Source organism: Azospirillum sp. TSO22-1, from assembly GCF_003116015.1.
GTDB lineage: Bacteria > Pseudomonadota > Alphaproteobacteria > Azospirillales > Azospirillaceae > Azospirillum.
Map to the genome: position 1 here is coordinate 1 of NZ_LGQZ01000129.1, position 13,356 is coordinate 13,356.

Annotated in this window: 13 protein-coding genes; 8 read left to right on the forward strand and 5 right to left on the reverse strand. The window is 70.2% G+C overall.

What is annotated here, in order from left to right:
- Positions 1-29: 29 nt before the first annotated feature.
- Positions 30-194: a YdcH family protein gene (locus tag TSO221_RS28040; protein WP_109121806.1), complete on the reverse strand. Its 165-nt coding sequence runs from the start codon at positions 192-194 to the stop codon at positions 30-32.
- Between the two features lie 173 nt (positions 195-367).
- Here TSO221_RS28040 and TSO221_RS28045 point away from each other — a divergent pair, with 173 nt between their 5' ends.
- The 3 genes from TSO221_RS28045 to queC all read left to right on the forward strand — a co-directional run bounded on the left by TSO221_RS28045 (position 368) and on the right by queC (position 2,052).
- Complete coding sequence (locus TSO221_RS28045) at positions 368-859, forward strand: substrate-binding domain-containing protein (RefSeq protein ID WP_109121807.1); 492 nt, start codon at positions 368-370, stop codon at positions 857-859.
- 83 nt (positions 860-942) lie between these two features.
- Positions 943-1,284 (forward strand): hypothetical protein, encoded by a 342-nt coding sequence (locus TSO221_RS28050; protein WP_109121808.1) that lies wholly within the window; start codon positions 943-945, stop codon positions 1,282-1,284.
- A gap of 30 nt (positions 1,285-1,314) precedes the next feature.
- Positions 1,315-2,052 carry a 7-cyano-7-deazaguanine synthase QueC gene (gene queC / locus TSO221_RS28055; protein ID WP_109121809.1) on the forward strand — a complete coding sequence of 246 codons (738 nt, stop codon included), beginning with the start codon at positions 1,315-1,317 and terminating at the stop codon, positions 2,050-2,052.
- Here the strand turns inward: queC and TSO221_RS28060 are convergent.
- On the reverse strand, positions 2,001-2,447 hold the full coding sequence (locus TSO221_RS28060) for a hypothetical protein (protein ID WP_109121810.1): 447 nt from the start codon (positions 2,445-2,447) through the stop codon (positions 2,001-2,003). The two genes, queC and TSO221_RS28060, sit on opposite strands and share 52 nt — an antisense overlap.
- Positions 2,448-2,809: 362 nt before the next feature.
- Here TSO221_RS28060 and fusA point away from each other — a divergent pair, with 362 nt between their 5' ends.
- Together fusA and TSO221_RS28070 are read left to right on the forward strand one after the other, a co-directional pair.
- A complete protein-coding gene (gene fusA / locus TSO221_RS28065) occupies positions 2,810-4,957 on the forward strand; it encodes an elongation factor G (protein WP_109121811.1) in 2,148 nt (715 codons plus the stop codon).
- A gap of 107 nt (positions 4,958-5,064) precedes the next feature.
- The gene (locus tag TSO221_RS28070) at positions 5,065-6,054 is read left to right on the forward strand and encodes a threonine/serine dehydratase (RefSeq protein ID WP_109121812.1); all 990 of its coding nucleotides are present in this window, start codon (positions 5,065-5,067) and stop codon (positions 6,052-6,054) included.
- Between the two features lie 34 nt (positions 6,055-6,088).
- On the opposite strand, the gene TSO221_RS28075 is transcribed toward TSO221_RS28070, so the two are convergent.
- From TSO221_RS28075 to TSO221_RS28085, 3 genes are all read right to left on the reverse strand, one after another.
- Positions 6,089-6,871, reverse strand: a complete 783-nt coding sequence (locus TSO221_RS28075) for an enoyl-CoA hydratase family protein (RefSeq protein ID WP_109121813.1) — start codon at positions 6,869-6,871, stop codon at positions 6,089-6,091.
- A 90-nt stretch (positions 6,872-6,961) separates the two neighbouring features.
- Positions 6,962-7,798, reverse strand: coding sequence for an alpha/beta hydrolase (locus TSO221_RS28080; RefSeq protein ID WP_109121814.1), 837 nt, complete (start codon positions 7,796-7,798; stop codon positions 6,962-6,964).
- A gap of 141 nt (positions 7,799-7,939) precedes the next feature.
- Positions 7,940-9,568, reverse strand: a complete 1,629-nt coding sequence (locus TSO221_RS28085) for an AMP-binding protein (RefSeq protein WP_109121815.1) — start codon at positions 9,566-9,568, stop codon at positions 7,940-7,942.
- Positions 9,569-9,809: 241 nt separating this feature from the next.
- On the opposite strand from TSO221_RS28085, the gene TSO221_RS28090 reads away from it, so the two are divergent.
- From TSO221_RS28090 to TSO221_RS28100, 3 genes are all read left to right on the forward strand, one after another.
- Entirely contained in the window at positions 9,810-11,240 is a 1,431-nt protein-coding gene (locus TSO221_RS28090; RefSeq protein WP_109121834.1) for an NADH oxidase, read from the forward strand.
- A gap of 87 nt (positions 11,241-11,327) precedes the next feature.
- On the forward strand, positions 11,328-12,017 hold the full coding sequence (locus TSO221_RS28095; RefSeq protein ID WP_109121835.1) for an ABC transporter ATP-binding protein: 690 nt from the start codon (positions 11,328-11,330) through the stop codon (positions 12,015-12,017).
- Positions 12,018-12,041: 24 nt separating this feature from the next.
- Positions 12,042-13,202 (forward strand): ABC transporter substrate-binding protein, encoded by a 1,161-nt coding sequence (locus TSO221_RS28100; RefSeq protein WP_109121836.1) that lies wholly within the window; start codon positions 12,042-12,044, stop codon positions 13,200-13,202.
- Positions 13,203-13,356 lie beyond the last annotated feature (154 nt).

A 13,356-nucleotide genomic window follows, 5' to 3' on the forward strand; every position in this document is an offset into this window, starting at 1 on the left:
CGCCCGGGCCCCCCCCGCCGTTGATCGCGTCAGTGGGACAGCCGTTCGATCTCTTCCTTGAGGTGCAGCTTTTCCGCCTTCATGCGCGAAACGGCGACGTTGTCGTAGCTGTGGTGGGCCTCCTCCTCGCGGATGCGCGTGTCCAGCTCGGCGTGGCGCTGGCGGAGCGTGGCGATGTGGGATTCCTTGTTCATGGGACTGTCCCCCTGTTTGGCTGGAAGGCAAGGCGATCAGCGGGTGCCAGCGACAGAGTCTGCATTCTTGGGCGGTTCCGCCGCCTGACCGGAGCAACCGCCGCGCTGCGGCGTTTCCCGGTCCGGAGAACCATTATGCTCCTGTTTGATCGGAGGGCGACGTGAAATTTCGCATGGGTCATTTGGCCGCTGTCGTGGCGGCAACCGCGCTGGCGGGTTGCCAGTTCCCCGGCTTCGCCACGCAGCAGGCGGCGCTGCCCGCCCCGCCACCCAAGCGTGCCGAGCCGCCGGCTGCGCGCGGCATCTGGATCGTCGGCAGCCGGTCGGTCGAGCCGCGCGTCCGCGCGGTGTCCGCGACGTACGAGGGGACGCCCGACACCAGGCCGAACCTGACCGCCGAGGGCACCGCGTCGGGCCTGCGCGCGCTGTGCGCCGGCACCGGGGTGGAGCATCCGGACATGGCGCTCGCCGACCGCGCCATCCGCGCCGAGGAGCTGCGGCGCTGCGCCGCCAAGGGGATCACGCTGACCGAGTACGCGCTGGGCCCGAAGCAGTTCGCCTACGTGAAGGACGCGCATGTGGTGGCCATCCCCGGCGTGCGCGACTTCGTCGGCAGCTGGGGGCTGCAAGGCAGGCCGGTGAGCCCGGCCACCCAGCCGAGCTAGGCCCAAGCGGGGATGGGGGTAAGGCGCTCAGGTGGATTGGCGGCGGCGCGCCGGATGCCACTTCCTATTGAAGGAGGTGGCTCATGGACGACGAAGCCGCACTCCGCAGCGCGCTGCGCGCCGTGGATTACCTGCTCGGGCACATCGGCGACGATCCCGCGGTCCTGGCCGCGGCGGTGCGGCGGATGGCGGAGGTGGCCCGGCTGCTGGCGGCCGGCGGTCCCGGCGGAAGCGACGCCGCCGGCGCGGTGAGCGCCGCCGTCTCGATGGCGCTGGCGGCGGGCGCCGACCGGACGCTGGCCGCCGCCCGGCTGCGGCTGGGCTGGATGGCGGCGGTGCGCTCGCTGGCCCGGCGCACCGGCCTGCACGCGGTTCCCGGCCTCCCCGCCGATATTTCCCTCCCGCGGCCGGGCGGCGACGGGTAGGGTGGCGCGTCGTCAGCGAGGGGGCGTGCCGTGGCGGAGCAGGGTGGAGCGTTGGTGCTGTTTTCCGGCGGGCAGGATTCCACCGTCTGCCTCGCCTGGGCGCTGGACCGCTACCAGCGGGTGGAGACGGTCGGCTTCGACTACGGCCAGCGCCACGCCGTCGAGCTGGACTGCCGCGGCGGCGTGCGCACGCGGCTGGCGGCGGAGAACCCGGCCTGGGCGCCGCGTCTCGGCGACGATCACACGGTGGACCTGCGTGGCCTGTCCGCCATCAGCGACACGGCGCTGACCCGCGAGGCGGAGATCCGCATGACCGCCGAGGGGCTGCCGAACACCTTCGTGCCCGGTCGCAACCTGATCTTCCTGGCCTACGCCGCGGCGCTGGCCTACCGGCGCGGGCTGACGCACATCGTCGGCGGCATGTGCGAGACCGACTATTCCGGCTATCCCGACTGCCGCGACGACACCATCAAGGCCATGCAGGTGGCGTTGAACCTCGGCATGGACCGCCGCTTCGTGCTGCACACGCCGCTGATGTGGCTGGACAAGGCCGAGACCTGGGAGCTGGCCGAGCGGCTGGGCGGTGCGCCGTTCGTGGACCTCGTGGTCGAGGAAACGCATACCTGCTATCTCGGCGACCGCTCGCGGCGGCACGCCTGGGGCTACGGCTGCGGCGCCTGCCCGGCGTGCGATCTGCGCGCCAGGGGCTGGGAGCGCTACGCCGCGGCCCGCTCGCCGTCCTCCGCCGCCGGCCGCACGTCCTCGTAGGGAATGGCGCGGAAGCGCGGGCCGGGGCCGGAACGCGCGTGGCCGAGCGCCTCGCTGAACACCCGGTACTTGCCGTGCACGAGGTCGATGCCGACGATCTCGCCCTCCACCTCGACGCGGTTCCAGGCGCGGTCGTTGGTCACCACGCGAATCGCCGCGCCGTAGGCCAGCTCCGGCTGGATCCCATGGTGCGCCACCCAGGCGGCGACCAGCCGGTCGTGCGCCCGCAGCCGCTCGACGGTGACGTCCTCGGGCGCGCCGCCGCGTTGCCCCAGCGCCTGGGCGGCCATGTCGCGGACGATGGGCAGCCCCAGGGACGGGCGCCGACGGGGCGTGGTCTTCGTGGCGACGAAACGGGCGGGATCGGGGAGAGCGTGCAGGCGCGGGGCGTCCATGCCGGGGCCTCCTGTGTTGCGGAACCATGACATCTCGCCCGCACTACGCGCCCAATATGGTTAACGAGAGGTGACCTCCCACATACGCCCTTGCCTTGCGCGCCGTAAGGGACTAATTGAGTGCGCCATAAGGCGCCCCCGTGTTGGTCACAGTGGCGCGAGGACCGTCGTCTGTGATAGAAGGCGGCCCGGAATTGGGATCAACCGCGACGGAACGTCCGGGCGTGAGAACGCGCGGGTGTTTCGCCTAACGTTCATTGTGCCTTAACCGAACACCCGTAAAACCCCAAACCACCCGCCGGAGCGGACGGCCTGATCGTCGTAGCTTCGCGTACAGGTTTACACCGTAACGGACCCGCCACATGCCGCGCCAAACGCCTCTCGCTGACATCCGCAACATCGGCATCATTGCCCACGTCGACGCTGGCAAGACCACGACGACCGAGCGGATCCTGTACTACACCGGCCGTAAGCACACGATCATCGACGTGCACGAGACGAAGGATCTCAAGACGTCGACCACGACCGACTACCTGGAGCAGGAGCAGAAGCGCGGCATCACGATTCAGTCGGCCGCCGTCTCCGCGTTCTGGCGCGACAAGAAGATCAACGTCATCGACACCCCGGGCCACGTCGACTTCACCATCGAGGTGAACCGTTCGCTGCGCGTGCTCGACGGCGCGGTCGTGGTGTTCGACGGCGTCGCCGGCGTGGAGCCGCAGTCGGAGACCAACTGGCGCCTGGCGGACAACTACAACGTGCCGCGCCTGTGCTACGTCAACAAGATGGACCGCTCCGGCGCCAACTTCACGCGCTGCGTCGGCATGATCCGCGACCGCCTGGGCGCGCGTCCGCTGTGCGTGCAGGTTCCGCTGGGCTCGGAAGACAACTTCCGCGGCATGGTCGACCTCGTCGAGATGAAGGCCTACGTCTGGTTCTCCGACGACAAGGACGCCAAGCCGGAGGTCTGGGAGATCAGCGAGGACGACCTGATCGCCAAGCTGAACATCACGGTCAAGGAAGACCTCGACAACATCGCCAGCATCCGGGCACTGCGCACCGAGCTGGTCGACACCTGCCTGGAGCAGGACGAGGTCGCCATGGAAGCCTACCTGGAGTCGGGTGAGGAGCCGTCGGCCGACACCCTGCGCACCTGCCTGCGCCGGGGCACCCTGGTCGGCGCCTTCACCCCGGTCCTGTGCGGTTCGTCCTACAAGAACAAGGGCGTGACCCAGGTGCTGGACGCGGTCGTCGATTACCTGCCGGCCCCGACCGACGTCCCGGCCATCAACACCGTGGACGAGGACGGCAACGCGAACGGCACGCGTGACAGCTCGGACGAGGCCCCGTTCTCGGCGCTGGCCTTCAAGGTCATCAACGACACCTACGGCTCGCTGACCTTCGTGCGCGTCTACTCGGGCGTGCTGACCAAGGGCATGTCGATCCTCAACACCACCCGCGGCAAGCGCGAGAAGATCGGCCGCATGGTCGAGATGTTCGCCAAGGAGCCGCACCCGCTGGAAGAGGCCCGCGCCGGCGACATCGTCGCGCTCGTCTCGCTGTCCGAGACCGAGACGGGCGACACCCTGTCCGACGCCTCGGCCCCGGTGATCCTGGAGCGCATGCGCTTCCCCGAGCCCGTCATCAGCGTCTCGGTCGAGCCGAAGAGCAAGGGCGAGCAGGAGAAGTTCTCGATCGCGCTGGGCAAGATGGTCCGCGCCGATCCGTCGCTCCGCCTGGAGACCGACCGTGAGACCGGCCAGACCATCCTGCGCGGCATGGGCGAGCTGCACCTCGAGGTGACGCTGGACCGCATGCGCACGGAGTTCGGCGTGGAAGGCAACATGGGCAAGCCCCAGGTCGCCTACCGCGAGACGATCACCAAGCCGGTCGAGTACACCTACACCCACAAGAAGCAGACCGGCGGTTCGGGCCAGTTCGCCGAGGTGAAGATCATCTTCGAGCCGCGCGAGCGTGGCGAGGGCTTCGAGTTCAAGGACGAGACGGTCGGCGGCACCGTGCCGCGCGAGTACGTGCCGTCCGTGGGCAAGGGCCTGGAGGTGCAGAAGGAAGAGGGCGTCATGGCCGGGTACCCGACCGTGGACTTCCGCGCCCGCCTGGTGGACGGCAAGTACCACGACGTCGACTCGAACGCGCTGACGTTCGAAATCGCCGCCAAGGCCTGCTTCCGCGAGGGCCTGAAGCTGGCCGGCCCGATCCTGCTCGAGCCGGTGATGAAGGTCGAGGTCGTGACGCCGGAGGATTACCTCGGCGACGTGATCGGCGACATCAACCGCCGCCGCGGCATGGTCAACGGCCAGCTGGAGCGTGGCGCGAACATCGCCGTGGAGGCCCACGTGCCGCTGAACGAGATGTTCGGCTACATCGGCCAGCTGCGCGGCATGACCTCGGGCCGTGCGAGCTACACCATGGAGTTCAGCCACTACGAGCCGGTGCCGCGCAACGTCGCCGACGAGATCGTGGCCGGCCGCAACGCCAAGGCCGCCTGATCTCCTGGTATCGCGTTCGTGAAGACGACGGCCGGCGGAGCGATCCGCCGGCCGTTTCTTTTTGTGCTATACAGGGCGCACAAAAGCACAGGGGTTGGGGAGACACCATGAGCACCGACGCGCTCGCGATCCGTTTCGCCGACGTCGAAGCGGCGTCCAAACGTCTGGCCGGCAAGGCGGCGGTGACGCCGCTGCTGGAGAACCGCCAGCTCAACGACCATGTCGGCGGGCGCGTGCTGATCAAGCCGGAGATCCTCCAGGTCAGCGGCTCGTTCAAGTTCCGCGGTGCCTACAACCGACTGAGCCAGCTCGACGAGGCGCAGCGGCGCGCCGGGGTGGTGGCGTGGTCGTCGGGCAACCACGCGCAGGGCGTGGCGGCGGCGGCGCAGATGCTCGGCATCCCCGCCACCATCGTCATGCCCGAGGACGCGCCGGCGCTGAAGATCGAGAACACCCGCGGCTACGGCGCCGAGGTGGTGCTGTACGACCGCTGGCGGGAGAGCCGCGAGGGCATCGCCGCCGCCATCGCCGGGGAGCGGGGCGCCGTGCCGGTGCCTCCCTTCGACGATCCGCACATCATCGCCGGGCAGGGAACCGCCGGGCTGGAACTCGCCTGTCAGGCGCGTGAGTTGGGGGCGACGCTCGACGTGGTGCTGGCACCGTGCAGCGGCGGCGGGCTGGTCGGCGGCGTCGCCACCGCGGTGAAGCACCTTTCGCCACGGACCGAAATCTACAGCGCCGAGCCAGCCGGGCTGGACGACCTCGCGCGCTCGCTGCGGGCCGGCGAGCGGGTGCGCAACGACCCGGAGGCACGCTCCTTCTGCGACGCGCTGATGGCGCCGACGCCGGGCGAGCTGACCTTCCCGATCCACCGGGCGTTGCTGTCCGGCGGCCTGGCGGTGACCGACGACGAGGCGGCGGCGGCGATGGCCTACGCCTTCACCGTGCTGAAGCTGGTGGTCGAGCCGGGCGGCGCCGTGGCGCTGGCCGCCGTGCTCAGCGGCAAGCTGCCGACCGCCGGCCGCACTATCGGCGTGGTGCTGAGCGGCGGGAACGTGGATCCGGCGCTGTACGCGGGGGTTCTGGGGCGCCAATAGCCCCTCTCCCGCAAAGGGAGAGGGGCTTGCAAGCCTACCGCTTGTGGAACACCGGCGTGCGCTTTTCGAAGAAGGCGGTGATCGCCTCGTGCGCTTCGGGGTGGTGCAGGGCCTCGACGAACTGGTCGCTCTCGCGGCCGAGCTGGGCGAGCAGGGACGTGTAGGCCTGCTCGATCAGCCGCTTGGCGCGGCCGATGGCGACCGTCGGGCCTTCGGCGAGGCGCTCGCCCCAGACCACCGCCGTGTCCAGCGCCGTGCCCTTCGCCACCACCTTGTTGACCACGCCCAGCGTGTAGAGCCGCTGCGGGTCGACGCCCCCGCCCTCGAACAGCAGTTCGGCGGCGAGCTGCGGCGGCAGCGCGCGGGCCAGCGAGCCGGAGATGCCGCCGTCCGCCGTCAGGCCGACCTTGGCGTAGGCGGCGATGAACTGCGCGTCCTCGGCCGCGACGATCAGGTCGGACGCCAGCGCCAGCGCGAAGCCGGCGCCCGCCGCCGGTCCTTCGACCGCCGAGATCACCGGCTTCGGGCAGTCGCGCATGGCGCGGATCCAGCCGTGGAAGCGCTCGATGCCGTTGCGGTTCTCCGAGCGCGCCTGGGTGCGGTGGTTGTAGAGCCGGCCGAGGTGGCCGCCGGAGCTGAAGGCGTCGCCGGCCCCGGTCAGCACCACCGCGCCGACCCCGGGATCCTGGACCGCCTGGTCGAAGGCGTCGCGCGCCCCGTCCATCATCTCCACGCCCAGCGCGTTGCGGCTCGTCGGGTCGTTCATGGTGAGGACCAGGACACGTCCCTTGCGTTCGACGTCGATACGGCCGGCCATGCGTTCGCTCCCCTGATGATTTTGGATTGGGAGCAATGATGCGCCTGTCCGGCCGCAGCGTCCAACGCGCCGTTGCCGCAGGGGGCACCGCTATCCCATCAGCGACTCGACCGCCCGCCACAGCTTGCCGTAGGGGGAGGCGAGGTCGTCGAGGACGTCGAAGTGGTGCCGGCCCTCGATCTCCATCAGCTTGGCCCCGGTCGCGGCGACGTACTCGGCCGACTGGCGGCGGAACTCGTCGCTCTCCGCGCCGCCGACCGCCACCGCCAGCGGCACCGGGACGGTGTGCAGGTGGCGCATCGGGCTCTGCGCCAGGATCTCGTCGCCGCTCAACTGCAGGGTGGGTTGCAGCCACGACCAGCGCAGCGGCTCCAGGTCGAACAGACCGCTGATCGGCAGCGCCGCCTTGATGATCCCGTCGGGGATGCCGTAGTCGCGCTGCCACGCCGTGCTCAGCATCCGCGCCGTCAGGTGGCCGCCGGCGGAGTGGCCGGAGACGCCGATGCGCTCGCGGTCGCCGCCGAACTCGGCGATGTTGTGCCACGTCCAAGCCAGCGCGGCGCGGCACTGGCGGACGATCTCGGTGATCGGGACGGTGGGACAGAGCGCGTAGTTGACCACCACCGTGCACACGCCGCGCGCCACCGGTCCCTCGGCAATGAAGGAGAAGTCGCGGGCGCTGAACGACCGCCAGTAGCCGCCGTGCAGGAACACGTGCACCGGCGCGTTCGGCCGCGTCGCCGGGAAGACGTCCACGTACTCCGCCAGCGTCGGCCCGTAGGGCAGGCCGAGGCGGCAACCGAGCTTGCGCCGCGCCTCCTCGCTGCGCTGCGCCCAGCCGGCGAACCACCCCTCCACGTCCGGCACGCCCAGGCGCGGGTTGTAGGCGCGGTCGATCGCGTCCTGGCTGGTGAGGTGGCGGTACATGGAGGTCCTTCTCAGACCCTCCCTCGCCTCCGGTGGGGGAGGGAGGGGCCCGCGAAGCGGGAGGGTGGGGGCGACGGCTTCTCGGGGAGGCCGATGCCCCCACCCTACCTCCCCCGCCGGAGGCGGGGGAGGGGATTTCCATCAGCTCGCCTTCGACAGCCGCTGCTCCTCCATCTGGCGCAGCTTGAAGCGCTGCACCTTGCCGGTCTCGGTGCGCGGCAGGCTGTCGATGAATTCCACCGCGCGGGGGTATTTGTACGGCGCGATGGTCTGTTTGACGAAGTCCTGCAACGCCATCGCGTCGCGCGCCGCGCCGGGGCGCAGCACCACGAAGGCCTTGACGATGGCGCCGCGGTCCGGGTCTGGCGATCCCACCACCGCGCACTCCGCCACGTCGGGATGGGCCAGCAGCGCCTCCTCCACCTCCGGGCCGGCGATGTTGTAGCCCGACGAGATGATCATGTCGTCGTTGCGCGCCTGGAACCAGAAATAGCCGTCCTCGTCCATCACGTAGGCGTCGCCGGTGATGTTCCAGCCATTCTCCACGTACGCCGCCTGCCGCGGGTCGGCGAGGTAGCGGCACCCCGTCGGCCCGCGCACCGCCAGCCGGCCGGGCTCGCCGGGAGGCAGCGGCTTGCCCTCGGCATCGACGATGCGCGCCTCGTAGCCGGGGATCGGCTTGCCGGTGGCGCCGGGGCGGATATCGTCGCCGGCCGAGGCGATGAAGATGTGCAGCATCTCGGTGGAGCCGAGGCCGTCGATGATCTTGATCCCCGTGGCGTCGTGGAACGCCTGCCACGTCGGCAGCGGCAGCGTCTCCCCCGCCGACACGCATTTGCGCAGCGAGCCGATGTCGTGGCTTGGCAGCAGCGGCAGCATGGCGCGGTAGCCGGTGGGCGAGGTGAAGCAGACGCTGGCCCGGTGCCGCTCGATCGCCTCGGCCAGCAGCACCGGCGGCGAGGCGGCGGGCAGCAGCAGGGTCGAGGCGCCGAAGCGCATCGGGAAGATCACCAGCCCGCCCAGCCCGAAGGTGAAGGCCAGCGGCGGGCTGCCGCAGAACAGGTCGTCCGGCTCCGGCTTCAGGGTCGAGCGCGGGAAGGTGTCGGCGATCGCCATGACGTCGCGGTGGAAGTGCATGGTCCCCTTCGGCACGCCGGTGGTGCCCGAGGTGAAGGCGATCAGGCAGACGTCGTCGGCCGCGGTGCCGACGCCGGCGAAGTCGCCGCCCCTGGCGCGCATCCGCGCCTCCAGCCCGTAGGGCGCGTCGGTGCCGAAATAGGCGAGGTGGCGCAGCGTCGGGCACTTCGGCCGGGCCAGTTCGATCTCGTCGGCGAGCGGAGCGGCGCACAGCGCGTGCGTCACCCGCGCCTTGTCGATGATGGCGCACAGTTCCTTCGCGCGCAGCAGCGGCATGGTGGACACCGCGATGCCGCCCGCCTTCATCACCGCGAACCAGCAGGCCACCATCATCGGGGCGTTGGCCGAGCGCAGCAGCACCCGGTTTCCGGGCAGCAGGCCCATGTCCTCGGTCAGCACGCGGGCGATGCGGTTGGCCTTGTCCAGCAGGTCGGCGTAGGTCCAGCGCTCGGTCGGGGAGAGCACGCAGGGGCGGTCGGCGAAGCCGCCGGCCACCATGCGGTCCAGCAGTTCGACGCCGCAGTTCAGGCGCCCGGGGTACTGGAGTTCGGGAAGATCGAAGCGGATGTCCGGCCACAGCTCGCGCGGCGGCAGGTTGTCGCGGGCGAAGGTATCCACATGCGCGGTGTCCATCGTGCCTCCCCCTGGGTGCCGTGCCGGCACACGCCGAGTCTCCGCCTTCTGCCGGGCGTTTTGCTTGAAGCTTAAAATTGGCCTGGACGATTGTCCATGTGGAATTCGGTCTATCCCGGCACGACTCTCGGACGGGTGTTGTCGGCGTGGGCTGGACTTTGCGGCGGTTTGCGCGCACCATCCGGCACACGATGTGCTTTAAATATAAACGAATGCGTCGGGCAGGGAGGGAGCGGTGACCATGTGGCGTCCGCCGCAGCGCATCGAGCACCGGCCGACGCCGGGCCGCTGGCCGGACGCCGCAGAGGCGTCCTCCTCCCACCTGTTCCAGCCGGTCGGGCTCGGCCCTGTGACTCTCGCGCAGCGCACCTGGGTGCCGGCCATGGTGCCGTGGCGTGCCACCGATGAAGGGTTCGTCAGCGACGGCGTGCTCGACTGGTACCGCCGCTTCGCCGAGGGACGGCCCGGCGCCATCGTGGTGGAGGCGACGGGGATCCGCGACGTGCCCTCCGGTCCGCTGCTGCGCATCGGCCATGACCGCTTCCTGCTGGGGCTGGCCAAGCTGGTGGAGACGGTCCGGGAGGCGTCCGGCGGCGAGACGCGGCTGTTCATCCAGATCATCGACTTCCTGACGATCCGCCGCCGCCCGACGCGCGAGGCGTTCTTCGGCCGCTTCCTGGCGGTCACCGACCGGCACCGGGAGGCGCTGGGCGTGTCCGATGAGGCGGAGGTGCGCCGTCGGCTGCTGGAGATGCCAGCGGAGGAGGCCGACGCGATCCTCGAAGACCGCGAATGCGAGAGCCTTGCCATGGGTTACCGGGAGCGGGTCACCGACACCCACCTCCCGCACATTGCCGACCTGCCGCGGGTGCTGCCCGATCTGTTCGCCGACGCCGCGGCTCGGGCTCGGGACGTGGGCTTCGACGGGGTGGAACTGCACTACGCGCACGCCTACACCATGGCGTCCTTCCTGTCGGAGCGGAACGACCGGGCGGACGGCTACGGCGGCGCGCGGGAGAACCGGGTACGGCTGCCGCTGGAGGTCTATGGGCGGGTGCGCGAGCGGGTCGGGCCGGGCTTCGCCGTCGGCTGCCGCTTCCTCGCCGAGGAGTGCATCGCGGGCGGCGGCACGGTGCAGGACGCGGCGTACTTTGCGGTGGAATTTGCCCGCGCCGGCATGGACTTCCTGTCCACCTCGCGCGGTGGCAAGTTCGACGACGCGGCCCAGCCGCGGGTGGGAGAGGCCGCCTACCCCTACACGGGGCCGAGCGGCTACGAATGCATGCCGCAGCACATCTCGGACGAACTCGGCCCGTTCGGCCGCAACGTCGCGCCGACCGCGCGGATCCGCCGGGCGGTGCGCGACGCCGGCTTCGCCACGCCGGTCGTCGTCACCGGCGGCATCCACAATTTCGAGCAGGCCGAGGGCATCCTGGCGCGCGGCGAGGCCGACCTCATCGGCATGGCGCGGCAGTCGCTCGCCGACCCCGACTGGTTCCGCAAGGTCCGGCTGGGCCGTGGAACGGAGGTGCGGCTGTGCGAATACTCCAACTACTGCGAGGGCCTCGATCAGAAGCACAAGCCGGTGACCTGCAAGCTGTGGGACCGCGCGGGCGGGCAGAAGCGGATGGTGGCGCCGGGGTGGGAGGCGCAAGGAAAAGAAAAGGATTGAGCCGCCGTCCGCGTGGCTTATCCTGCCGGTGCGAAACGCCGGACACACGGCGCGGGGAGGTGGAGAGCGATGGGAACGGCCGGGCCGATGCTGGAGGTGTCGGGCCTGCAGGCGTCATACGGCGCCGGGCAGGTGCTGTTCGGCGTCGACCTGCGCGTGGGCGAGGGGGAGGTCGTCACGCTGCTCGGCCGCAACGGCATGGGCAAGACCACCACCGTCAACGCCATCATGGGCCTGCTGGCGCCGAAGGCCGGGCGCGTCGCCTTCTGCGGGCGCGAGCTGACCGGCCGCCCGGCGCACGAGGCGGCCCGCGCCGGGCTGGGGCTGGTGCCGGAGGGGCGGCAGATCTTCCCGAATCTCACCGTGCGCGAGAATCTGGTGGCGACCGCGGATGGACGGGGTGCCTGGACTCTTTCGCGCGTCTTCGACCTGTTCCCGCGCCTGCGCGAGCGGCAGGACCAGATGGGCGGCAGCCTGTCGGGCGGCGAACAGCAGATGCTCGCCATCGGCCGGGCGCTGATGACCAACCCGCGGCTCCTGCTGCTGGACGAGGCGACGGAGGGGCTGGCGCCGCTGATCCGCAAGGAGATCTGGCAGGTGCTGCTGAGCCTGAAGCGCGCCGGCCAGTCGATCCTGGTCATCGACAAGAATCTGAAGGCGCTGAAGCGAATCGCCGACCGCCACTACGTGCTGGAGAAGGGGCGCATCGTCTGGCAAGGCTCCGGCGCCGAGCTGGAGGCGGAGCGCGAGCGGCTGGAACGGCATCTCGGCGTGTGAGGACAACGGGGAAGAGGTATGACCATGAAGAGGACGGTTCTGGCGGCGGCCCTGATGGCCGGACTGGCGCTGCCGGCGGGGGCGCAGGATCTGCGCATCGGCCTGATGTCGACGCTGACCGGGCCACAGGCGGTGACCGGGCAGCACCTGCGCGACGGCTTCATGCTGGGCGTCGAGCACGCCGGCGGCAAGCTGGGCGGGCTGGAGACCAAGGTCACCATCGTCGATGACCAGCTGAAGCCGGACGTCGCGGTGCAGGAGGTCGAGGGCCTGCTGAAGCGGGACAACGTCAACATCGTCGCCGGCGTCGTCTACTCCAACATCCTGATGGCGGTGTACAAGCCGGTGGTGGAGTCCGACGCCTTCCTGATCTCGGCCAACGCCGGGCCGGCGCCGGTGGCGGGCAACCGCTGCTCGGAGAACTTCTTCAACACTTCCTGGCAGAACGACCAGACGCACGGCGCGGTCGGCAAGCACGTGTCCGACAGCGGCATCAAGAAGGTCTTCCTGCTGGCGCCGAACTACCAGGCCGGCAAGGACGGCCTGACCGGCTTCAAGCGCCACTTCAAGGGCGAGGTGGTGGACGAGGTCTACACCAAGCTGGGCCAGCTCGACTTCTCCGCCGAGATCGCCAAGATCCAGTCGGCCAAGCCGGACGCGGTCTACACCTTCATGCCCGGCGGCATGGGCGTGAACCTGGTGAAGCAGTACGCGCAGGCCGGGTTGAAGGACAAGATCCCGCTGTTCTCCGCCTTCACGGTGGACGAGACGACGCTGCCCGCCACCGAGGATGCGGGCCTCGGCCTGTTCAGCGCCTCGATCTGGACGCCGGACCTGGACAACGTGGCGAACAAGAGGTTCGTCGAGGATTTCCGCAAGAAGAACGGCTATGTGCCGTCCTACTTCGCGGCCCAGGCGTACGACGCGGCGCGCCTGATCGACGCGGCGGTGAGGCAGGCCGGTGGGGTGAAGGACAAGGCGAAGCTGCGCGCGGCGCTGCGGCAGGCGAAGTTCGACAGCGTGCGCGGGGCGTTCGCGTTCAACAAGAACCACTTCCCGGTCAGCGACTTCTATCTCGTCGAGGCGGCCAAGCTGCCGGACGGCGCGCCGGCCATGCTGAAGCGCAAGCTGGTGTTCGAGAAGTACGCGGACGATTACGCCGGCGAGTGCCCGATGAAGTGGTGATGGGGTTTACCCCTCTCCCGTCCCGGGAGAGGGTGGCCGCCGCAGGCGGCCGGGTGAGGGGGCTGCCAAGGATCGTTGCAGGCACCCTCACCCTCCCGCCGCCTCCGCGGCGGGCCCCTCCCTCTCCCGGGACGGGAGAGGGGATTTCAGGAGA